The sequence below is a fragment of the Mesorhizobium caraganae genome (genome assembly GCF_016836705.1).
GTDB lineage: Bacteria > Pseudomonadota > Alphaproteobacteria > Rhizobiales > Rhizobiaceae > Mesorhizobium > Mesorhizobium caraganae.
On record NZ_JAFCGY010000001.1, the window covers coordinates 824,913 to 845,838 of the forward strand.

Genomic DNA, 20,926 nt, shown 5'->3' on the forward strand with positions numbered 1-20,926 from the left:
CGAGCGCGCTACTCGGCCGCGGCGCGGACGCCCGACGGTGCATCGGGGAAGGTGCAGATGACGGTGGTGCCCTGGTCCTTGCCGGTCTCGATGCGCACGCTGCCGCCATGCAGCTCGACAAAGCTCTTGACGATCGACAAGCCGAGGCCGGCGCCGCGCCGGCGTCCGCCATTGGTACGCGGCTCGAAGCGGCGGAACACCGAATCGAGCAGGTCCGGCGGCATGCCGGGACCGTCATCGTGGACGGAGAATTCGACGCCTTGTTCCAAATGGCGGCAGGCCAGCGTGATTGTGCTCGCTTCCGGCGCGTAATTGGCCGCGTTACTCAACAGATTGTAGAGGATCTGGCGGACCCGGGTCTCGTCGCCGTGGAAACTCTTCGGCGCGGCCGCGGCGTCTATCTTGAGCTTGATTGCATGCTCTTCCAGCCGGTCGGCGACCAGTTCGGCGGCGGCCTGGATGGTGCGATCGACGCTCACCTCCGAAATGTCGAGCTGCATGATGCCGGCGTCGACGGTGGCGAGGTCGAGTATGTCGTTGACGATGGTGAGCAGCACCGAAGACGACGAGCCGACATGCTCGACATATTCGCGCTGCTTGGGGCTCAGCGGCCCGGTCGTTGGCAGCGACAACAACTCGGTGAAGCCGATGATGTTGGTCAGCGGCGAGCGCAGCTCATAGGAAACGTGCTGCACGAACTCGTTCTTCAGCTGGTCGGATTTCTGCAGCGCCTCGTTCTTGTCCTTCAGGGCGCGCTCGACATTGACGCTGTCGGTGACGTCGACGAAGGTCATCATCACCTGCCCGTTGGGCAGCGGGATGACGGCGTAGCTTAGCACGGTGCCGTTCTTCAGCTCGGTCTGGCCGTGGCGCTCGCGGCGTTCGTCGTCGAAACCGGTGATGGCGGCGACGAACCCGCCCCACGGGCTGTCGACGGCGCGCTGGTCGCTGAGGTCTCGGATCGCCGAGACATGGACGTTGGGCTTGACCACATCCTGGCTCAGCCCCCACAGCGCGACAAAGGCCGGGTTGGACAGACGCAGCCGCCCATCGGGGCCGAACACCGCGACACCCTCGGCCAGATTGTCGAGCGTCTCGCCCTGGACCCGCACCGCGGTCTGGTAACGGCTTTCCAGGTCCATCTTCTCGGTCAGGTTCTCGAACACCCAGGTCACGCCGCCCTTGGGCTGCGGGTTGGCGACCACGCGGATGGTCTTGCCGTCAGGCAGATGCCACCAGTGTTCCTGCGATTCCACGGCGCGGTAGGCGTTAAGCAGGCCTTCCTTCCAGCGCCGCCATTCCGGCTGCTCGGCGATCTTGCCTTCACTGCGCAGCCGGTCGAGCAAAAGCGCATTGTCCGGCGCGCTGTGCAGGAAGCCAGAGTCCAGCCCCCACAGTTTCTGGAAAGCCTGGTTGAAAAAGCGCAGCTTCTCGTCGGTATCGAAGATCGCCACCGCCGTGTTGAGCTGGTCGAGTGTGTCGGCATGGCTGCGCACCGTGCGCTCATATTCGCCGCGTATGGTTTCGGTGGCGCTGGTGTCGCAGGCAAGGCCCGCCGAGCCGTCGCTGCCGGCGAAATCGGTGACGGCGAAGACGCGGCGGTCGCCCTCGATCACCGTCGACAGCGTCTGTTCGAACACCGGCCGTGACTTGTGTTGTTCGGCGATCTGTTCGCGCGCCTGGCCGCCGAGGAATTCCTTGGCTTCGCGCACGGCGGTTTCGGCGTTCGGGGCCTCGACCGCTCCGGCATAGGCGCGGTTGACCCATTTCAGCCGGCCATCGGTGGCGCGCAGCCATGCCGGCATCGGCAAGGCGTCAAGCAGGCCGATCATGGTGTCGTAGTCGGCGGCCAGCCGCTGGTTCTCGATCTTCAGCCTGGCCTGGCTGCGCTGCGTTTCCGACAGCGAGACGAAGCGCACCAGCACATGGGCGGCACTCTTGCGGCCATGCACTTCGAGCGGCGCCCCGGCCTGCGATTCGATGACCAGATCGAACGGCTTGGCTTTCTCGCGCAGGCCCGCGACGGCATTTTCGAGCGCTGCCGCCGAGCGCGGCATCAGCCAGCGGCCGAAGGCGAGGAACGCCGCACGGTCTTCCGGCGCGCCGCTTTCGAGCGGCAAAGTTCCGATCAGCTCGGGCTTCTTGTTCTCCGAAGCCCAGACGATGATGCGCTGGTCGCGCAGATTGAGCAGCGCTTCCGAACGCTGCAGCGCCGCGTTGACGTCGGCGATGCGGGCCCTGAGCTCGACATTCTGCGCCGAGGTGCGGGCTCTTTCGCGGATCAGGAAGATGGCCGAGACCAGAGCGGCGCCCATGACGCCGACGAACATGGCGAGCTGGATGACCTCGACTGCGCTGACCGACAGCCCGGCCTTCTGCGCAATGGATGGCTCGGCATGCGCGGCAAACAAAGTAAGCGGACTGGCAAGCGCGGATGTGGCGAGAAAGCCCGCGACGCGGGCGCCGACGCGCTTCTTCAGGCCGCCGCCTGTCGTGGCGGAGCCAGTGATATCGGAATCGTCATGGCCGCCGGAAACGGCCCATCCCGCGCGAGGCGGGTTTTCCCCCGGCATGTCTTGGTCCTCTTCGCCGCCTGAATGCAAGACCGCCTAGATCAGGATGACGTTGGTGGAACGCCCTCCCGATCTAACTCCTTTTTTGAAGAGCATGATCTTTCCGAAAACCGGTTCCCACTTTTCGGGATCATGCTCTCTATGCGTGAGCCGGCCCTCGTCCCCGGCCCGCGAATCACCACAATAGCGCGTGCTGGAATCGGCGTGAAGAATCATTCCGCGCAAAAAAGAAGCCGGGCGAAATGTCAATCGCCCGGCTTCAATATCTAGTGGCAATTTGCGCTATGCTTAATAGCGGTAGTGTTCCGGCTTGAACGGACCCTGCGGGGTCACGCCGATATAGGCGGCCTGTTCGCCGGACAGTTCGGTCAGGCGGGCGCCAAGCTTGTCGAGATGCAGGCGCGCCACCTTCTCGTCGAGATGCTTGGGCAGCACATAGACCTGGTTCTGGTACTGGCCGGGCTTTGTGTAGAGTTCGATCTGCGCCAGCACCTGATTGGTGAACGAGGCCGACATCACGAAGCTCGGATGGCCGGTGGCGTTGCCGAGGTTGAGCAGCCGTCCCTCGGACAAAAGGATCATCCGCTTGCCATCCGGGAAAGTGATCATGTCGACCTGCGGCTTGACGTTGGTCCATTTCAGGTTGCGCAGCGACGCCACCTGAATCTCATTGTCGAAGTGGCCGATATTGCCAACGATCACCATGTCCTTCATCGAGCGCATGTGGTCGAGGGTGACGACATCCTTGTTGCCGGTCGTGGTGATGACGATGTCGGCGGTCGGGGCCGCATCTTCCAGCGTGACCACTTCAAAGCCATCCATTGCCGCCTGCAGCGCGCAGATCGGATCGACCTCGGTGACCTTGACGCGGGCGCCGGCGCCCTTGAGCGAGGCCGACGACCCCTTGCCGACGTCGCCATAACCGCAGACGACTGCAACTTTGCCGGCCATCATGGTGTCGGTGCCGCGGCGAATGCCGTCGACGAGCGATTCCTTGCAGCCATATTTGTTGTCGAACTTCGACTTGGTGACCGAGTCGTTGACGTTGATCGCCGGGAAGGGCAGCAGGCCCTTCTTCTGCAACTGGTAGAGGCGGTTGACGCCCGTCGTCGTCTCTTCGGTGACGCCGCGGATCGCTTCCTTCTGCTTGGTGAAGAAGCCGGGCGACGCCTTCAGACGCTTCTTCACCTGGGCGTAGAAGTACTCTTCTTCCTCGCTGTGCGGGTTGGACAGAACGTCCTCGCCGGCTTCGGCGCGGGCGCCGACCAGGATGTACATGGTGGCGTCGCCGCCATCGTCGAGGATCATGTTGGAGAGGCCACCATCGGCCCACTGGAAGATCTTGTCGGTGTAGTCCCAGTACTCTTCGAGGCTCTCACCCTTGACGGCGAAAACCGGGATGCCGGCCTCGGCGATGGCTGCGGCGGCATGGTCCTGGGTCGAGAAGATGTTGCACGAGGCCCAGCGGATGTCGGCGCCGAGCGCCTTCAGCGTCTCGATCAGCACGGCCGTCTGGATGGTCATGTGCAGCGAGCCGGTGATGCGCGCGCCCTTCAGCGGCTTCTTGGCGCCGAATTCCTCGCGGCAGGCCATCAGGCCCGGCATTTCGGTTTCGGCGATATCGAGTTCCTTGCGGCCCCAGCCGGCAAGCGAGATGTCGGCGACCACATAGTCCTTGCTACCTGTCATGGCAGTGCTCCGGTGTGATTTGTCTTCAGATGCGCCTGCGCCACACGGCGCGTCGAAGGGCGCGGGAATGCCGGCCTGACTAGCAGATCGCCGCTCAGACGACAATGGGATATAAAGAAATCTTTATGCGCGTATGTGTTTTCAGCACTCTTCGCCGAAGCGCGAGGCGACCAGCTGCTCCAGCGCGTCCATCACCGCGACGGCCTCAGCGCCGCTGGCGGTGACGCGGATCGAATAGCCGGGGCTCGCCGCCAGCATCATCAGGCCCATGATCGAGGTGCCGCCGACCTTGAGGCCGTCCTTCTCGACATGCACGGTGGCGTCGAAGCCGCTGGCGACCTGGACGAACTTGGCCGAGGCGCGCGCATGCAGGCCACGCTGGTTGATGATCGGAAACTCCCTGGTGACCGATATCTGGTCCTTTTCCGATGCCATGCTCATTTGCTGCTCAAGAGCTGGCTGGCGACATTGATGTATTTGCGCCCCGCGGCCTGCGCCTCGTCGAGCGCGGCCGCCATGTTGTCACCCTTGCGGATCGACGACAGCTTGATCAGCATCGGCAGGTTCATGCCGGCGATGACCTCGGTGCGGCCGGATTCCATCACCGAAATGGCAAGGTTGGACGGCGTGCCGCCGAACATGTCGGTCAGAACAATGACGCCGGTCCCGGTGTCGACGCGGCCGACAGCGTCGACGATATCGCTCCGCCGCTGCTCCATATCGTCATCGGCGCCGATCGCCACGGTTTCGAAATTGTCTTGTGGCCCCACGACATGTTCCACGGCATGGCGGAACTCGGCGGCCAGTTGACCGTGCGTTACAAGCACGAGTCCGATCATTCTATAGTGGCTCCCGTCATCGCCGCTTCACAGGCGTATTTTATGCTCGCCGGCCATCCCAGGCGGCGGGAGCGCTATCTTGTCGACGCGCGGCGCGTTGACAAGCCCAAAATTGCGCCGGCCATAGCCATTTTGACGCATTGCAGCAAAAAACCGGGGGCTGATCATACGAAAGGCGCAATCGCTAGCCGCGCCATTACGGCCGGCAAAGCTGTCGCAACGTTGCGCTCGATGAGATCGATCCGCGGCACCGGACAGCCCGCGATCGGCTCGCTGAAGTCTTCCTGAAAGCGGTCCCTCTGATGTTTCGGCACCAACCGGATATGGAGGTCGATCACCCCGCCTGGCTCGAACGACAGCGGCCGTGGCATGAATCCCGGCACTTCCGCGAGGCCGGCAATGGTGGCCGGCACGCGGCAGATCAGCCGCCCGGCGCGAGCGGCTGTAAGCAGCCTGTCGTCCCCGATCAGCCGTGAAAACAGCCCGCGCGCCCGGCAATGGTCGATGAGCACCAGCGCCAGCGTCGTCTTGCCGGCGCCGGACGGTCCGGTGATGAGCACACCGCGTTCGCCGATCAGCAGCGCCGTTCCGTGAATGTTTTCAGCATGCGGGATCATGCCTCGGCCGGCAGCGTCACCACGAAGCGCGCGCCCTTGATGTCGCCCGGCTTGGTACCGGGGATGTTCTCGGCCGTCAGCGTGCCGCCATGGGCTTCGACGATCTGCCTAGATATCGACAGGCCAAGCCCGGAATTCTGGCCGAACGCCTCGCCGGCCGGGCGGTCGGTGTAGAAGCGCTCGAAGATGCGGTCGATGGCGTCGGCGCGGATGCCGGGGCCGTTGTCGTCGACGGTGACGATGTTGACCTTGCCCGAGCGTGCCAGGGAAATGGCGATATGGCCGTGGTCCTCCGGCACGAAGGAACGGGCATTCTCGATCAGGTTGGTGATGACCTGGCCGATCCTCAGATCATGGCCGGTGACGAAATAGCCTTTGACGCCTTGCGGCAGCTTGGCGGCCTTGAACTCGATCTCGACCGCCTTCTTGTTGCGCGTCGCCTCGCGCGACACGGCGACGAGATCGGTGATGAATTTCTTCAAATCGACGATTGCCGCATCCTCACGCGCCAGCTCGGCGTCGAGGCGCGAGGCATCGGAAATGTCGGTGATCAGCCGGTCCAGCCGCCGGACATCGTGCTGGATGATCTCCATCAGACGCGCGCGTGAATTGTCGTTCTTGGCTAGCGGCAGCGTTTCGACCGCGCTGCGCAGCGAGGTCAGCGGGTTCTTCAACTCGTGCGAGACGTCGGCGGCAAAGCTTTCGATCGCCTCGATGCGGGCATAGAGCGCATTGGTCATGTCGCGCACCGCGATCGACAGATTGCCGATCTCGTCCTGGCGGTCGGAAAAGTCGGGGATTTCCTCGCGGCTCTTGACGCCGCGCCGCACGCGCACCGCCGCCGCCGACAGCCGCCGCAACGGGTTGGCGATGGTGGACGCCAGCAGCATCGACAGGATGGCGGTGACCAGTGCCGCAATGCCGAACACGCGCAGGATCGCCTTGCGCTCGGCGGCGACGATCTTGTCGATGTCGCCGCCTTCGGTCGACAGCATCAGCACGCCGAGCACGGCGCGGAAGCGCTGGATCGGCACCGCCACCGAGACGATCTGCTCGCCCTGTTCGCTCACCCGCACGATCGTCGACGGGCTGCCGGTCAGCGCCTTGACCACCTCGGGGAAGGCGGCGCCGTTGCCGCCGGGCTGCTCGTGATAGACAGGCAGATCCTTGTTGCGGAAGAAATCGAAGACGAATTTTTGCACCCGCTCCAGCATATCCGGCTGCTCGTCCTCGACCGGCGGCAGGTCGTAACGCAGGATCTGGCCGCGCGAGTAGAGATGGCGTGAATCGAGCAGCAAATTGGCGTCGCGGTCATAGATGCGGGCGCGCGTGCGCGTCGGCGAGATCAGCCGCCGCAAGACCGGCGCGACGCGCTCGGGATTGATCGGGAAATCGAGATTGTCGAGCTGGTCGGAACCCGGCCCCAGGCTCTCGCCGGCCTGCAGTTCGAGCAGTTTTTCCGGATCGATGCTGATCGAATCCGTCTCGACCGTCGCCGACGCTGCGATCGCGCCGGCGATGATCTCGCCCTGCGTCATCAGGCTTTCGACGCGGGCGTCGATCAGCCCGTCGCGGAAGGTGTTGAGATAGAGGATGCCGGTGACCAGCACGGCCAGGCCGGCCAGGTTGAGGAACAGGATGCGCCGGGTCAGGCTGGAAAAGATGTGATGGCCGAGGAAGCGGCGCATCGGCACCGTGATCCTCGACAGGAATGCGGGCATAATCCTGGACGGCCGCCTGCCGGCGCCCGCCCGTCTGCCTCGCTCTACGTCAACTGCCATCGAATAGCAGCTCCCGGTCCGGTCTTAAGCTTCGCGGAACCGGTATCCGACTCCGTAAAGCGTTTCGATCATTTCGAAGTCATCGTCGACGGCCTTGAACTTCTTGCGCAGCCGCTTGATGTGGCTGTCGATGGTGCGGTCGTCGACATAGACCTGCTCATCATAGGCCGAATCCATCAACGCATCACGGCTTTTTACCACGCCGGGGCGCTGCGCCAACGAGTGCAGGATGAGAAATTCGGTGACCGTCAGCGTCACCGGCTCGCCCTTCCAGGTGCAGGTGTGGCGTTCCTGGTCCATGACCAACTGGCCGCGCTCGAGCGAACGGGCCTGCTGGCTGGGCGCCTTTGCCGCAGCCTCGCGGGCACTGGCACGGCGCAGCACGGCGCGCACCCGCTCGACCAGCAGGCGCTGCGAGAACGGTTTGCGGATGAAATCGTCGGCGCCCATCTTGAGGCCGAAAAGCTCATCGATCTCGTCGTCCTTCGAGGTCAGGAAGATCACCGGCAGGTCGGACTTCTGCCGCATCCGGCGCAGCAGCTCCATGCCATCCATGCGCGGCATCTTGATGTCGAGGATGGCGAGATTCGGCGGACGCGCCGCCAGGCCTTCCAGCGCCGACGCCCCATCCGTGTAGGTCTCGACGCGATACCCCTCGGATTCGAGGGCGATCGAGACCGACGTCAGAATGTTGCGATCGTCATCGACAAGCGCGATTGTTGCCATTTCAAGCGGCTCCCTCATGAGCTGTCCCTTCTGTCTTAGAGAAGGGGCTTTTGCAGGACAAATTAGGTACAAAATGTGGCACAGGCTCCATCCGCTGTCGCGGACGGCTTTCCAGCGGCCCCATCGGAACCTCTACACGGATTGGACGAACACTGTGTGCCAATCCTTTGGGCAACCACTGTGATTTTTTGCACATATAAACGATTTAAACAACTTTCAAATTTTTTAAATCGATTAATGATTTGATATCATTCGGGTTTTCTGGTTCTGACCGTCTCAGCCACCTCGCGAGCATGCCGGAAATACGTCGGCAAACTGCGGCGAATCCAGAAGAAGGGACCCTTGATGTCGGAAGTCGGCAAACGCAATTCCGCCTGCGCGATCGATCGTATCGGCCTGAAAACCACCGGCACGGTTCATTATAATTTTGGTGCGGCCGCCCTTTACGAGGACGCGATCCGCCGTGGCGAGGCCAGGTTGACCGCCGGCGGCGCCCTGCTTGCCGAGACCGGCCAGCACACCGGCCGCTCGCCCAAGGACAAGTTTGTCGTGCGCGACGGCGCCACCGAGGCCCATATCTGGTGGGACAACAACAAGGCGATTTCGCCGGCCCAGTTCGAGACGCTGTTCGCCGATTTCCTTGTCCACGCCGCGGACAAGGATCTTTATGTGCAGGATCTCGTCGGCGGCGCCGATGCCGATCTGAAGCTGCCGACGCGGGTCATCACCGAATTCGCCTGGCACTCGCTGTTCATCCGCAACCTGCTCATTCGCCCCGATGCGGCCGAGCTCGAGCAGTTCGTGCCGGAGATGACGATCATCGACCTGCCGTCCTTCCGCGCCGATCCGGCCCGCCACGGCAGCCGCACCGAAACGGTGATTGCGGTCGACCTGATCCGCAAGATCGTGCTGATCGGTGGCACCTCCTATGCCGGCGAAATGAAGAAGTCGGTGTTCACCATGCTGAACTACCTCTTGCCGGCCAAGGGCGTCATGCCGATGCACTGCTCGGCCAATGAGGGACCGGCCGGCGACGCGGCGATCTTCTTCGGGCTTTCCGGCACCGGCAAGACGACGCTGTCGGCCGATCCGTCACGCACGCTCATCGGCGACGACGAGCATGGCTGGGGGCCGCACGGCATCTTCAATTTCGAAGGCGGCTGCTACGCCAAGACGATCCGGCTGTCGGCCGAAGCCGAGCCGGAGATCTTTGCCACCACGCAGCGTTTCGGCACGGTGCTGGAAAATGTCGTGCTCGACGCAAACCGCGTGCCGGACTTCAACGACGGAAGGCTGACCGAAAACACGCGCTGCGCCTATCCGCTCGACTTCATCCCCAACGCCTCGAAGACCGGGCGCGCCAGCCACCCCAGGAACATCATCATGCTGACCGCCGATGCTTTCGGCGTCATGCCGCCGATCGCACGGCTGACCCCGGCGCAGGCTATGTATCATTTCCTCTCCGGCTACACGGCCAAGGTGGCCGGCACCGAAAAGGGCGTGACCGAGCCTGAAGCAACGTTCTCGACCTGTTTCGGCGCGCCGTTCATGCCGCGCCATCCCAAGGAATACGGCAATCTGCTGCGAGAGCTGATCGCCCGCCACGACGCCGATTGCTGGCTGGTCAACACCGGCTGGACCGGTGGCGCCTACGGCACCGGCAAGCGCATGCCGATCAAGGCGACGCGCGCCTTGCTGGCGGCCGCGCTCTGCGGTTCGCTGAAGGTGGCCGGCTTCCGCACCGATGCCAATTTCGGCTTCGAGGTGCCGGTGGCCGTTCCGGGCGTCGACAGCGCCATTCTCGACCCGCGCTCGACCTGGGCCGACAAGGCTGACTATGACCGCCAGGCAGCAAGGCTGGTCGGCATGTTCGCCGTCAACTTCGAGAAATTCGAAAGCCACGTCGATGCCGTCGTGCTCGGCGCCGCGCCGCGTCTGCAGGAGGCTGCGGAGTAATCGCGACGTCGCTCTCGGAATATCGTTGAAAGGCCCGGTCCCGATCGGGCCTTTTCTTTTTCGGTCCGCCGCGCCATGACTGCGGCATGCCGATCGACGACATCATCATTGCCGACGAAGCCGTGATCCACCAGGGCGACCTGCACGAGGATTTCATCCGCTCGTCCGGTCCCGGCGGCCAGAACGTCAACAAGGTGGCCACCGCCGTGCAGTTGCGCTTCGACGCGGCCAATGCGGCCGGCCTGTCGGAGCGCGTACGCGCACGCACCATCAAGCTTGCCGGCCAGCGCGCCACCAAGGATGGCGTCATCGTCATCGAGGCCGGGCGCTTCCGCACCCAGGAGCAGAACCGGGCCGATGCCCGGGCAAGGCTGACGGCGCTGGTCGCCAAGGCCGCCGAACCGCCGCCGCCGCCGAGCAAGAAGACCAGGCCGTCGAAAGGCGCGGTCGAGCGGCGTCTGAAGAGCAAGGCCGGGCGCGGCACGATCAAGAAGCTGCGCGGCCGGGTGGAAAACGACTAGGTTGAAGGGTGTTGGCGGCTTTCGGGTCGCCGTTTTCGGTTGGCGGTGGCATTGTTGACCGGATCAACCTGGGTCCACCCATGCTCGTTCTGCCCAAAGGCGTCCGCCATATGCCTGGCTATTTGCCCCGCGCGGCGCAGGAAGCGCTGGTCGAAGACCTGCGCAAGGTGGTGCAGCAGGCGCCGCTGTTCGTGCCGGCGATGCCGCGCACCGGCAAGGAAATGAGCGTGCGCATGACCAATTGCGGCTCGCTCGGCTGGGTCACCGACAAGGAATTGGGATATCGCTACCAGCCGACGCATCCGTTGACCGGGGAGCCATGGCCGCCGATTCCCGGCGCGTTGATGCAATTATGGCAGGAGGTTTCCGCCTATCCGCAGCCGCCGGAGGCCTGCCTGGTCAATTTCTATACGCAGGACGCCAAAATGGGCCTGCACCAGGACCGCGACGAGGCCGATTTCTCGGCGCCCGTGGTGTCGGTCTCACTCGGCGATGACTGCCTGTTCCGGGTCGGCCAGACGACGCGCGATGGCGGCACGAAATCGTTCCGCTTGAAAAGCGGCGATGTCGTCGTGCTCGGAGGTGAAGGCCGGCTCTGCTTCCACGGCGTCGACCGCATCTACCCGTCGACCTCGGCACTGCTGAAGAATGGCGGCCGCATCAATCTGACGCTGCGGCGGGTCAATCCTTGACCCTGGCCATGCCTCGGCGGTGGCCGCCTCAGTCGCTCGAAGCGACTTTTCCCGAACCGTTGCGAAGGTAGACGCGGACGGTCTCGTCTTCAGCCAAAAGCCGATAGTTGCTCATGAAGCTGGCGAAATCGTCACGCGCCATCACGTGCGAGACCCATGATACATCCGCCTTCTGGACGATCATCAGCTCGGGCCTGGCGGTATTGAGCTCGCGGATCTTGGCGTCGAGGAAGTTGCGCTCCAGCGCGTCCAGCCGCGCCGCCTCGGCCATATCGCCTGCTTCGCGTTCCTGCTGCGCAAAGGCGGCGGCGAAGCCGCCAAGCCAGTCGCTGCAATAGGCCGATATCCACCGGCCGCCGATCATTCGGGCGAGCGGGTGGCCACTTTCGATGCCCGAGCCGATCAGGCCAACACCGGGATGATCGGTAACGGCGCGAATGCCGGCGACGAAGTCCGCCTCCGGCTTCTGGGTGTATTGGAACGGCAGCCAGTTCACCGCAACCACGGCGGCAAGCAGAATTTTCTGGACCATGTCCGACCGCGCGGCATTGGGTGCCAAAGAGCGTTCGGCGAGACGGCACACGATCGCCGCCAGGATCAGAGCCACCGCCGGATAGGCATGGTAGGCCCAGCCCTTGGCCTGGTAGACCAGCGGAACGAAGCCGGCGAACGATGCGATCGCCAGCACCACGACCAGCGGCGACAGCGCCCGGCCGCGGCACAACAGCAGGAACAGGCAGATCGAGACCAGGTAGGTGCCGCCATAGCTGGCCAGCACCAGCGTGTATTGCTTGTAGCGCATATAGGTGTCGGCTAGGGCCGGGTAGATGTCGCGCATGAACTCGGGATAGAGCCGGAGCACCGCTGCCAGATAGACGACGCAAGCGATGCCGATAACCCAATATTCGATGGCAAACAGCGGCCGGATACTGCGCCGGCGCCAGGCGACGTAAAGCGCCGGCGCGAGGATCATCACCGCATAATAGGGTTTCACCAGCACCATGACGCTGCCCGACAGGCCGGCCAGCGCGGCCAGCCACCATTGCGGTTCCGAAGGCCGGTCGTCGCCAGCGCGCCAGGCCATCAGCACCAGCAGCGGCAGCAGCAGCGCGATCCCCTGGTTCTCCCGCTCACTGAAACTGTTGCCGGGAAACAGCACCAGCAGGGCCAGAAACACCGGCACCAGCCTGTACAGGACCGGATTTTCGACGAACCGGGCGCGATGCGCGATGAACCCGGCAAACCACAGGCCAAAAACACACAATCCATAGCTGTAGGCATGGACGACGTGTTCCGGCGCAACCCCGATCCGGTTGGCGACATACACCGCGGGCATATATAGCCAGACGCTGAACGGCGGATTGGTCTCGATCAGGTCGACATAGAGGCGATCGCCGGCCAGCATCCGTTCGCACAGCGTAATCAGCCAGCTGGTGTCGGGAATGACGCCCCAGCGCATCTGCCAGAATGGCGCTGCTGCCACGACTGCCAGGCTCGCAATCAGAACCCACGTGGCCTGACGGTGTTGCCTGGCAACAGGCTGGCTGCTCGGCGCGTCGAGATCAGACAGGACGGTCATTGGTTACTGCCGCTCGCCTGGCGACCAACCTGACAGTCATGACTGCCTACCGTGCAACGCAGATAGACGGTGATCAGCGGCTCGGTATACAGCACACGATAGTCGCTCAAAGCGGCCGCAATCCTCTTGTCCTGCAGCATCAGGGTGTTCCAGGACGGATCGGCTTCCGGGCCTGACAGCACGACGTCGGGCTTCTTCGACGCTATCTCGATGGCATGTTCACCAATGAGCTGATCGCGGATGCCTTCCAGTTTTTCTCTTTGACCGGGATTGCCCGCGTCGCGAGCGAGCACGTCCGCATTCGACACCGCCCAGGCGGACGACTGGCGCGCTATGAAACTGCCGCCAACCAACCTGGTGAGCGGATGCGCAACTTGCATCTGGCCGGCAATCGACACGATCGTCGGATTTTCGATCGTACCGCGAATCACGGCGGCAGCCCGCACGATCGGTTCGCTGTCGGTGGTCAGCGCCGCATACTGCGCCCTGATCGTCACTTGCAGCACAAGCGCGCAGCCGAACACCAGCGCTGCTTTGCGAATGCTGGCCGCACTCTGAAAGCCACCGAACCGCAAAAGCAGGACGCCAAATGCAATCGTGGAGACAACGACCATCGGAAGCGCGTGGTTTGGCCAACCCTTGCCCATGATCAGAAAGGCTGGGACAAAGCCCAGCGCGCTCGCCAGCAGGATCTTCATATCCCAATGCAGGGCTCGCATTCCGCCCGCCGCGATGACGGTGGCGACAGCCAGCAGCAGGACGATCTTCGGCCAATTGGCCATATTGTCGACGAGCGAAACACGCAGCGGCAGATAGATTTCCCGCACGAAGGGCAGAATCTCATCGAAATAGGCGCGATCGAACATCGCAATCGAAGTGACATAGGCAATCGCGATCGCAGCGCCGAGGAGATTTTCCGTGACGAAGAACGGTTTCAGGGACCGTCTTTGAAGTGCAAGGCACAGAGACGGCACCATCAATGCCAACGCAAAATGCGGCGGCTTGACCATAACCACCACGCCGGCACCCAGTCCCGCCACGATGCGCTCGACAGGCGAGCCGGCGGCGAAGTTCGGCATGCGCTGTCGTGCGCATTGCAGCGCCAGCCAGGGAAGAATGCCGATCAGCGCGAACTGTTCGCGCTGGCCGAATTGATCTGGCAGAAAACACAGGATCATGAACAGTGCGCCCGCCGCCAGCCAAAGTGCACGCGGCTGCCGGTAAACCGGGTCGGCACGGGCGAGAATTCGAGCGGATAGGAACAGGCTGGCCAAACTCAGGCAGATGACGCCGAGCGTCAGCCAGAGTTCGGCGCGCCCGCCGACAAGCTTCTCCAAAAGCATGAACGGCATGTAGAGCCAGATCGAGAATGGCGGATTGGTCTCCAGCATATCCGTGTTCAGCCGCGCTCCTGCAAGCAGGCGGTCACAGACAATCAGCAGCCATGACACGTCGACATTGGTCAGCATCGCCACTGTTGAAAGCCAAACGGCGTACGACACGATCAGGCCTATCAGCAGAAATGGGGCCGCACCAAGCCTTGCGAGCCGTGAGAAGGGGCTTTCGCTGGCCGGCGGCGAGCCGACGAATTGCGAACTAGACATCACGGAACACCCAGCGGCCCAGCACGATATAGTTGACTATCGGCACCGCGATGCAGGTGAGCAGGATTGGGATCGCGGCCGGGATTCCGAGCATCTGGGTGAGCAATCCGGGCAAGACAACCGCGACGATGAGCCCGGACGCGGTGAGCAGGAGAAAGCGCGGCAGTTCCATTGCATGATCGCCGCCAGACATGAAGGTGAAGTACTTGTGCCCGGTATAGGAGAACAGCGCCGCGATGGCGTATGCCGCAACCGAAGCCAGCGTCGCTGGCAGGATAGCTTCCTGGCCACGCGACAGAACGAACGCGCAGACCGCATAGATCAGCGTCGAGCCTACACCGATAAGCGCAAACCGCGACATGCGGTGATATGACGGGCGTCCCTGCATGCCCCGGTCAAGCCGCCAATCTGCTTGAAACCGGAGCTGTATTCTCGGCGGGCTGTTTGCCGAACACCGCCAGCAGCGACACGCCGAACGGCAAGGTTGCATTAGGCACGATGCGGCGCTCGGCCGAAAACATCGCCCGCATCACCGCATTGATCGGCCCGGGCGGCGTCGCATGGCCGGACGGTCGCGCCGGCTTGCGCATCCGGTCCGCCAGCCGCGCCAGCGCCGCGATAGGGAAAAGCGCCGCATTGGTATAGGTCAGCTGATCGATCCGATAGCCTGCGGCTTCGATGCGTCCGCGCAGCAGGCTGCGCGAATAGCGGCGCATGTGATGCAGGCCGACGTCATGCGTGCTCCACAGCCACTGATGCGCCGGAACCGTCAACACAACCCGGCCGCCCGGTTTCAGCATGTGGCGGATCGCCTCCAGGGACGCCTCGTCCTCGGCGACATGCTCCAGCACGTCGAACAGGCAGATGAGGTCGAAGCTTGCCGGTGCGACCGGGATGTTGTCGGGCAGGTGGCCAGGCAGAAAGTCGCGGCCGGTCTTTTCGCGCGCGATCTGCCGCGCGAGGTCGCTCATTTCGACGGCGGAAACCGCGCCGAACTGTTCCAGCATCGATATGTTGCCGCCGGTCCCGGCGCCAATCTCAAGGATTTTCGCGTCCTGCGGCAGATCGAGGCTGCGAATGACGGCTTCGGCTATGGCCCGGCGTCCGCAGAACCACCAATGCCTGTCTTCGGTTGCCGCCATGTTGCGATAGGCGTCGAGTTCCATCAGTCGGTACCCTCGAATGTGCGTCGTACGATGTAGATCGGGCGCTGTTTGATCTCGGCATAGACCCTGCCGAGATACTGGCCGATGATGCCGATGCCGAGCAGCTGGATGCCGCCGAGGAAGAGCACGCTGACCAGCAACGATGCGTAGCCCGGCACATCGACGCCGAAGATCATCGTCTTGGCGACGATCACCAGCCCATAGAGGAACGACAAGGCCGAGATGACAGCGCCGACATAGGTCCAGATCTCAAGCGGTGCGGTGGAGAAGCTGGTGATGCCCTCGAGGGCGAAGTTCCACAGCTTCCAGCTGGAGAATTTCGACTGGCCGGCGATGCGCTGGTCGCGGACATAGTCGACGGTCGCGGTGCGGAAGCCGACCCAGGCGAACAGGCCCTTCATGAAGCGGCGGCGCTCGGGCAAGGAGCGCAGCGCCTCGATCACCTGGCGATCGATCAGGCGAAAGTCGCCGACATCGTGCGGGATCTTCTGCTGCGCGATCCAGTTGTGGACGCGGTAGAACATCGAAGCGGAGCGCTGCTTGACAAAACTGTCACTCGACCTGTCCGTGCGCTTGGCCAGGACCACCTCGAAGCCTTCGCGCCATTTTTCGATCAGCAGCGGAATGACATGCGGCGGATCCTGCAGGTCGACGTCGATCGGGATGGCGGCTTCGGCGTCGCAGCAATCGAGCCCGGCGGTCATCGCGGCTTCCTTGCCGAAATTCCGCGACAGGTCGATCACCTGGATGCGTGGATCGGCGCGCTGCGCCTCGATCAGCCGCTCGAGCGTGGCGTCGGTGCTGCCGTCATTGACGAAGATGAGCTCGAACGTTTCCTTCAACGGGTCGATGCTTGCGCACACCGCCTTGAGGAAAGGTGCGATTGCGGCTTCCTCATTGTGCACCGGTACGATCAGCGCAACGGTCGCCGTCCCGTCCTGCGGACGCACGGTGGGGCCTGCTGCTGGCCGATCGATATGAAGGAATGGCGCGTTCATTGCCTGCCCAAGCCCGCGGATCAGGCGCAACAATAGGCAAGTCTGGGTTAAGATGACTTTAAGTTATAGTCTTTGATTTCAACCAATAGGGTGGGATTTCACAGTTTCCTGAGCGCCACTTCCTCGACCAGGTGATTGGCGCCCTTGCGCAGGATGAGGTCGGCGCGCGCCCTCGTCGGCACGATGTTCTCGCGCAAATTTTTCAGGTTGATGTTGGTCCACAAGCCTTCCGCAATGGCGCGCGCGGCGTCTTCGGAAAGTTGCGAATAGCGGTGGAAGAAGGAGTCCGGATTGCGGAAGGCCGTCTCGCGCAGCCGCATGAAGCGGGCGATGTACCAGTGATGAATCAGCTTTTCGTCGGCATCGATATAGATGGCGAAATCGAAGAAATCGGACAGGAACGGCACGATCTTGCCGTCCTTCGGCAGTTTGCCGGGCTGCAGCACATTGATGCCTTCGAAGATCAATATGTCGGGCCGGTCGATGGTGACGAACTCGCCGGGAATGACGTCATAGGTCAAATGCGAATAGACCGGCGCGCGGACATTGCGCTGCGCCGATTTGATGCCCGAGAGGAAACGCAGCAGCGCACCGACATCGTAGCTGTCGGGAAAGCCCTTGCGCTCCATCAGATTGTCGCGCCGCAACACCTTGTTGGGTAAGAGAAAACCGTCGGTGGTGATGAGGTCGACCTTGGGGCTCGACGGCCAGCGCGCCAGAAGCTCCTTCAGCACGCGCGCCGTGGTCGACTTGCCGACCGCGACCGAACCGGCAATGCCGATGATGAACGGCGTCTTGACCACATCCAGCGCGTTGAAAAAGGCCTGGCGTTGCCGGAACAGCAGCTGGCTGGCCTCGACATGGGCCGACAGCAGCCGCGACAGCGACAGATAGATGCGCTTGACCTCTTCGAGGTCGACTGGGTCGTTGAGCGAGCGCAGACGGCTGATCTCGTCTTCGCTTAGCGTCATCGGCGTGTCGGCGCGGAATTTCGACCATTGCTCGGCCGAGAAGAAACGATAGGGGGAATATTTCTCGGTCGGAGCGAGCTGGTCCATCGAGTTTCCTGCCCTCTAGGGCATGATGCCGAAAAGTGTGAAGCGGTTTTCGGGTGACATCATGCTCCCTCTATCAAATTTAGAGACGGATTCAGATTTCAGGCCTCGGCCTGAAATCATCCGGCTCTAGCGGTCAACCCTTCGACCGCGAAGCCTTTTCGGCGACGCCCGAGCGGCCGGTGCGGCTCTCGAGCTCGCGCAGTACGTCGTCCAGCGGAACTCCCGCGATGCCGAGCACGACAAGCCAATGATATATAAGATCGGCACTTTCGGAAACGAGGGCTTTTTTGTCGCCTTTGACGGCGGCAATGACGGTCTCGACCGCCTCCTCGCCAAGCTTCTGCGCGGCCTTGTCCATGCCCTTGGCAAACAGTTTCGCCGTCCACGAGTCCGGGTCGCCGGACTGGGCGCGTTGGGCGATGATTGTCTCCAGCTCGGAGAGCGAGAATTCAGCCATGGCGCGTAGCAAGCCTTTCTTAGCCGGAAACGCTCTAGGGCCGATCGACGGATGAGTCCAGCCGCATCGGCAGGCCGGCCTTGGCCATATGCGCCTTGGCTTCGGCAATCGTGTAGGTGCCGAAATGGAAGATCGATGCCGCGAGCACGGCTCCGGCGTGGCCGTCGCGGATGCCCTCGACCAGATGATCGAGCGTGCCGACGCCGCCCGACGCGATGACCGGCGCGCGCACGGCATCCGCAATCGCGCGGGTCAGCGCAATGTCGTAGCCGGCCTTGGTGCCGTCACGGTCCATCGAGGTCAACAGGATCTCACCGGCGCCACGATCGACCATTTTTCGCGCAAACTCGACCGCATCGATGCCGGTCTTTTCGCGGCCGCCATGGGTGAAGATCTCCCAGCGGTCGCTCTCGCCCGCGGCGGAAACCTTCTTGGCGTCGATGGCCACGACGATGCACTGATTGCCGAATTTGTCCGCTGCCTCGGCGACAAAATCCGGGTTCTTCACCGCCGCCGTGTTGATCGACACCTTGTCGGCGCCGGCCAGCAGCAGTTTTCTGATATCGGCGACCTGGCGCACGCCGCCGCCGACCGTCAGCGGCATGAAGCACTGTTCGGCGGTGCGGGCGACGACATCGAAGATGGTTTCCCGGTTGTCGGACGACGCGGTGATGTCGAGAAAGCAGAGCTCGTCGGCGCCGGCCGCGTCATAGGCTTTTGCCGCCTCGACCGGGTCACCGGCATCGACCAGATCGACGAAATTGACGCCCTTGACGACGCGGCCGTTCTTGACGTCGAGGCAAGGGATGACGCGGGCTTTCAGCATCAGCGCTTCTCCATCGTCGCCAGCAACTCGGTGAGCAATTCGCCGACCAGCGGCGGAACCTCGGCCTGCGCGTCGAAGGCCGGATCGTAGGCCGAGATGGTGATGCCGGAAATCGGCAGCAGGCCGGCCATGCCGCAGACCGCCTGGCGCAGCTGTTTCGGCTCCGGGCCGCCCGGCGTGGTGTAACGGTTGGCCTGCAACGCCTCGGGATCGTGCACGTCGAGATCGAGATGCAGGTGCACCCGCTTTGCGTCCGGTGCCTTCAGCCTGCCACAGGCCGTTGCCCAGTCCGGGCATTCGGCGCGGATGACCGGCAGCGTCTTCAACAGCTCCTGTTCGGCCGGATCGAGGTCGCGGGCATTGACCAGCACGCAGCGTGCCGGATCGATCGGTTTGAAGCCGGGGATGGAAGAGGCCATCGGCTTCCAGCACAGGCCCAGGACCGTCGCCAGCGCCATGCCGTCGAGAAAGCCGTAGACGGAGGTTTCGGGCGTGTTGAGGTCGCCATGCTGGTCGGCCCAGATGATCGCATCGGCGTCTTCGCCGGCGACCGCACCGGCCGATGTCAGGCAGTTGCCGGCGAGCACGATCGGAAAGCGGCCGCGGTCCAGGGCGATGCGGACCTCGCCGCAGACGGCATTGCAGACCGCAAAGCCGGTTGCGATCTCGCGCTCCTGCTCGTCGCCGACCCTGCCGATGTCGGTAACGACGATGTCATGCCCGGCGAGCGTCAGCGCGTCGACGAGCCCGCCTGAAATCAGCGCGTCCGGTCCCTGGCCCATGCCGCCGTGATAGTGGCCGCTGTCATAGGAGGCCAGGATGATGGAGATTTTCACGTGCGGGTCTCCGTAGTCCTGCCTTGCAGCACCGCCAGCGCCTCAGCCGGGTCGATGCGTCCGTCGTAGAGCGCGCGGCCGGAGATGGCGCCTTCGAGCTTTTTTGCGTCGGGCATGGTCATGCGCACGATGTCGGCGATCGAGGCCAACCCGCCCGAGGCGATGACGGGGATCGACACCGCGTCGGCGAGGTCGATCGTGGCATCCCAGTTGATGCCGGTCAGAACCCCGTCGCGGTCGATGTCGGTGTAGATGATGGCGGCGACGCCGGCGCCCTCGAATTTCTGCGCCAGTTCGATGACGCCGAGACTGGAGGCCTCGGCCCAGCCTTCGACCGCCACCTTGCCGCCCTTGGCGTCGATGCCGACGGCGATTTTGCCGGGAAAGGTCTTGCAGGCTTCTCTGACCAGGTCGGGATCGCGCACCGCCACGGTGCCGAGGATGACGCGGGCCAGGCCGCGGTCGAGCCAGTCCTCGATCTGCGCCAGCGTGCGGATGCCGCCGCCGAGCTGCACCGGGTTCTTCGTCGCCTTGAGGATGGCGCCGACCGCCGCGCTGTTGACGCTCTGGCCCTTGAAGGCGCCGTTGAGGTCGACGACGTGCAGCCACTCGAAACCCTGGTCCTCGAAGGCCTTGGCTTGCGCGGCAGGATCGTCATTGTAGATCGTCGCGGTCGCCATATCGCCGTGCTTCAGACGCACGCATTTGCCGTCCTTGAGGTCGATGGCGGGAAACAGGATCATGCGGCCTTGCGCTCCTGGAACGATTGGGCGCCCGAATTGGCCTGTGGATCGCTGCGACCAGTCAAACGTCCGCGCCGCCCCTCATCCGCCTGCCAGCACCTTCTCCCCGTATAGGGACGGGGAGAAGGGAGCAGTTCCGGCCTCGTCGCCACGTTGAAATTTAGTGGAAACATCGAAGAAAGCGTCTTTCTCCCCGTCACTATACGGGGAGAAATGTCCGGCAGGACAATGAGGGGCAGCGCCAACGACCAGTGTAAATGGCTCA

Annotated in this window: 20 protein-coding genes; 3 read left to right on the plus strand and 17 right to left on the minus strand. The window is 63.3% G+C overall.

Annotated features, from left to right (window positions below; genetic code table 11):
* Positions 1 to 8: 8 nt before the first annotated feature.
* From JQK88_RS04125 to JQK88_RS04155, 7 genes are all read right to left on the minus strand, one after another.
* A complete protein-coding gene (locus tag JQK88_RS04125; protein WP_203277553.1) occupies positions 9 to 2,573 on the minus strand; it encodes a sensor histidine kinase in 2,565 nt (854 codons plus the stop codon).
* Positions 2,574 to 2,861: 288 nt separating this feature from the next.
* On the minus strand, positions 2,862 to 4,262 hold the full coding sequence (ahcY, locus tag JQK88_RS04130; protein WP_192255409.1) for an adenosylhomocysteinase: 1,401 nt from the start codon (positions 4,260 to 4,262) through the stop codon (positions 2,862 to 2,864).
* Between the two features lie 141 nt (positions 4,263 to 4,403).
* Complete coding sequence (locus tag JQK88_RS04135) at positions 4,404 to 4,703, minus strand: HPr family phosphocarrier protein (protein ID WP_192255407.1); 300 nt, start codon at positions 4,701 to 4,703, stop codon at positions 4,404 to 4,406.
* Positions 4,700 to 5,101, minus strand: coding sequence for a PTS sugar transporter subunit IIA (locus JQK88_RS04140; RefSeq protein ID WP_112559892.1), 402 nt, complete (start codon positions 5,099 to 5,101; stop codon positions 4,700 to 4,702). The genes JQK88_RS04135 and JQK88_RS04140 overlap by 4 nt, the downstream gene beginning before the upstream one ends.
* 164 nt (positions 5,102 to 5,265) lie before the next feature.
* Positions 5,266 to 5,718 carry an HPr kinase/phosphorylase gene (locus tag JQK88_RS04145; protein WP_203277554.1) on the minus strand — a complete coding sequence of 151 codons (453 nt, stop codon included), beginning with the start codon at positions 5,716 to 5,718 and terminating at the stop codon, positions 5,266 to 5,268.
* Positions 5,715 to 7,499, minus strand: coding sequence for a sensor histidine kinase (locus JQK88_RS04150; protein WP_192255404.1), 1,785 nt, complete (start codon positions 7,497 to 7,499; stop codon positions 5,715 to 5,717). Before JQK88_RS04150 ends, JQK88_RS04145 begins: the two co-directional genes overlap by 4 nt.
* A gap of 24 nt (positions 7,500 to 7,523) precedes the next feature.
* Positions 7,524 to 8,225, minus strand: a complete 702-nt coding sequence (locus JQK88_RS04155; RefSeq protein WP_010912942.1) for a response regulator transcription factor — start codon at positions 8,223 to 8,225, stop codon at positions 7,524 to 7,526.
* A 345-nt stretch (positions 8,226 to 8,570) separates the two neighbouring features.
* Between JQK88_RS04155 and JQK88_RS04160 the strand changes: the two genes are divergently transcribed.
* From JQK88_RS04160 to JQK88_RS04170, 3 genes are all read left to right on the plus strand, one after another.
* Positions 8,571 to 10,181: a phosphoenolpyruvate carboxykinase gene (locus tag JQK88_RS04160; protein WP_203277555.1), complete on the plus strand. Its 1,611-nt coding sequence runs from the start codon at positions 8,571 to 8,573 to the stop codon at positions 10,179 to 10,181.
* An 86-nt stretch (positions 10,182 to 10,267) separates the two neighbouring features.
* Positions 10,268 to 10,702 (plus strand): alternative ribosome rescue aminoacyl-tRNA hydrolase ArfB, encoded by a 435-nt coding sequence (gene arfB, locus JQK88_RS04165; RefSeq protein WP_203277556.1) that lies wholly within the window; start codon positions 10,268 to 10,270, stop codon positions 10,700 to 10,702.
* An 80-nt stretch (positions 10,703 to 10,782) separates the two neighbouring features.
* On the plus strand, positions 10,783 to 11,394 hold the full coding sequence (locus JQK88_RS04170; RefSeq protein ID WP_203277557.1) for an alpha-ketoglutarate-dependent dioxygenase AlkB family protein: 612 nt from the start codon (positions 10,783 to 10,785) through the stop codon (positions 11,392 to 11,394).
* 28 nt (positions 11,395 to 11,422) lie between these two features.
* Here JQK88_RS04170 and JQK88_RS04175 read toward each other — a convergent pair whose 3' ends face one another.
* From JQK88_RS04175 to hisA, 10 genes are all read right to left on the minus strand, one after another.
* On the minus strand, positions 11,423 to 12,973 hold the full coding sequence (locus tag JQK88_RS04175; protein WP_203277558.1) for a hypothetical protein: 1,551 nt from the start codon (positions 12,971 to 12,973) through the stop codon (positions 11,423 to 11,425).
* Positions 12,970 to 14,247, minus strand: a complete 1,278-nt coding sequence (locus JQK88_RS04180) for a hypothetical protein (protein WP_203277559.1) — start codon at positions 14,245 to 14,247, stop codon at positions 12,970 to 12,972. The genes JQK88_RS04175 and JQK88_RS04180 overlap by 4 nt, the downstream gene beginning before the upstream one ends.
* Positions 14,248 to 14,569: 322 nt before the next feature.
* A complete protein-coding gene (locus tag JQK88_RS04185; RefSeq protein WP_203277560.1) occupies positions 14,570 to 14,965 on the minus strand; it encodes a GtrA family protein in 396 nt (131 codons plus the stop codon).
* 7 nt (positions 14,966 to 14,972) lie between these two features.
* Complete coding sequence (locus tag JQK88_RS04190; protein WP_203277561.1) at positions 14,973 to 15,743, minus strand: class I SAM-dependent methyltransferase; 771 nt, start codon at positions 15,741 to 15,743, stop codon at positions 14,973 to 14,975.
* Positions 15,743 to 16,741, minus strand: a complete 999-nt coding sequence (locus tag JQK88_RS04195; protein WP_203277562.1) for a glycosyltransferase family 2 protein — start codon at positions 16,739 to 16,741, stop codon at positions 15,743 to 15,745. Before JQK88_RS04195 ends, JQK88_RS04190 begins: the two co-directional genes overlap by 1 nt.
* A gap of 98 nt (positions 16,742 to 16,839) precedes the next feature.
* Positions 16,840 to 17,799 (minus strand): type I pantothenate kinase, encoded by a 960-nt coding sequence (gene coaA, locus JQK88_RS04200; protein WP_203277563.1) that lies wholly within the window; start codon positions 17,797 to 17,799, stop codon positions 16,840 to 16,842.
* A gap of 133 nt (positions 17,800 to 17,932) precedes the next feature.
* A complete protein-coding gene (locus JQK88_RS04205; protein WP_203277564.1) occupies positions 17,933 to 18,256 on the minus strand; it encodes a phosphoribosyl-ATP diphosphatase in 324 nt (107 codons plus the stop codon).
* A 34-nt stretch (positions 18,257 to 18,290) separates the two neighbouring features.
* A complete protein-coding gene (hisF, locus tag JQK88_RS04210) occupies positions 18,291 to 19,085 on the minus strand; it encodes an imidazole glycerol phosphate synthase subunit HisF (RefSeq protein WP_185970392.1) in 795 nt (264 codons plus the stop codon).
* Entirely contained in the window at positions 19,082 to 19,918 is an 837-nt protein-coding gene (locus JQK88_RS04215) for an arginase family protein (RefSeq protein WP_203277565.1), read from the minus strand. Before JQK88_RS04215 ends, hisF begins: the two co-directional genes overlap by 4 nt.
* A complete protein-coding gene (gene hisA, locus JQK88_RS04220) occupies positions 19,915 to 20,661 on the minus strand; it encodes a 1-(5-phosphoribosyl)-5-[(5-phosphoribosylamino)methylideneamino]imidazole-4-carboxamide isomerase (protein WP_203277566.1) in 747 nt (248 codons plus the stop codon). The genes JQK88_RS04215 and hisA overlap by 4 nt, the downstream gene beginning before the upstream one ends.
* Positions 20,662 to 20,926: the final 265 nt, after the last annotated feature.

What these genes read in the sequence shown, in the direction of transcription:
- JQK88_RS04125 (WP_203277553.1), bottom strand. Translation starts at nt 2,573, where the DNA reads ATGCCGGGGGAAAACCCGCCTCGCGCGGGATGGGCCGTTTCCGGCGGC.
- ahcY (WP_192255409.1), bottom strand. Translation starts at nt 4,262, where the DNA reads ATGACAGGTAGCAAGGACTATGTGGTCGCCGACATCTCGCTTGCCGGC.
- JQK88_RS04135 (WP_192255407.1), bottom strand. Translation starts at nt 4,703, where the DNA reads ATGAGCATGGCATCGGAAAAGGACCAGATATCGGTCACCAGGGAGTTT.
- JQK88_RS04140 (WP_112559892.1), bottom strand. Translation starts at nt 5,101, where the DNA reads ATGATCGGACTCGTGCTTGTAACGCACGGTCAACTGGCCGCCGAGTTC.
- JQK88_RS04145 (WP_203277554.1), bottom strand. Translation starts at nt 5,718, where the DNA reads ATGATCCCGCATGCTGAAAACATTCACGGAACGGCGCTGCTGATCGGC.
- JQK88_RS04150 (WP_192255404.1), bottom strand. Translation starts at nt 7,499, where the DNA reads ATGGCAGTTGACGTAGAGCGAGGCAGACGGGCGGGCGCCGGCAGGCGG.
- JQK88_RS04155 (WP_010912942.1), bottom strand. Translation starts at nt 8,225, where the DNA reads ATGGCAACAATCGCGCTTGTCGATGACGATCGCAACATTCTGACGTCG.
- JQK88_RS04160 (WP_203277555.1), top strand. Translation starts at nt 8,571, where the DNA reads ATGTCGGAAGTCGGCAAACGCAATTCCGCCTGCGCGATCGATCGTATC.
- arfB (WP_203277556.1), top strand. Translation starts at nt 10,268, where the DNA reads ATGCCGATCGACGACATCATCATTGCCGACGAAGCCGTGATCCACCAG.
- JQK88_RS04170 (WP_203277557.1), top strand. Translation starts at nt 10,783, where the DNA reads ATGCTCGTTCTGCCCAAAGGCGTCCGCCATATGCCTGGCTATTTGCCC.
- JQK88_RS04175 (WP_203277558.1), bottom strand. Translation starts at nt 12,973, where the DNA reads ATGACCGTCCTGTCTGATCTCGACGCGCCGAGCAGCCAGCCTGTTGCC.
- JQK88_RS04185 (WP_203277560.1), bottom strand. Translation starts at nt 14,965, where the DNA reads ATGCAGGGACGCCCGTCATATCACCGCATGTCGCGGTTTGCGCTTATC.
- JQK88_RS04190 (WP_203277561.1), bottom strand. Translation starts at nt 15,743, where the DNA reads ATGGAACTCGACGCCTATCGCAACATGGCGGCAACCGAAGACAGGCAT.
- JQK88_RS04195 (WP_203277562.1), bottom strand. Translation starts at nt 16,741, where the DNA reads ATGAACGCGCCATTCCTTCATATCGATCGGCCAGCAGCAGGCCCCACC.
- coaA (WP_203277563.1), bottom strand. Translation starts at nt 17,799, where the DNA reads ATGGACCAGCTCGCTCCGACCGAGAAATATTCCCCCTATCGTTTCTTC.
- JQK88_RS04205 (WP_203277564.1), bottom strand. Translation starts at nt 18,256, where the DNA reads ATGGCTGAATTCTCGCTCTCCGAGCTGGAGACAATCATCGCCCAACGC.
- hisA (WP_203277566.1), bottom strand. Translation starts at nt 20,661, where the DNA reads ATGATCCTGTTTCCCGCCATCGACCTCAAGGACGGCAAATGCGTGCGT.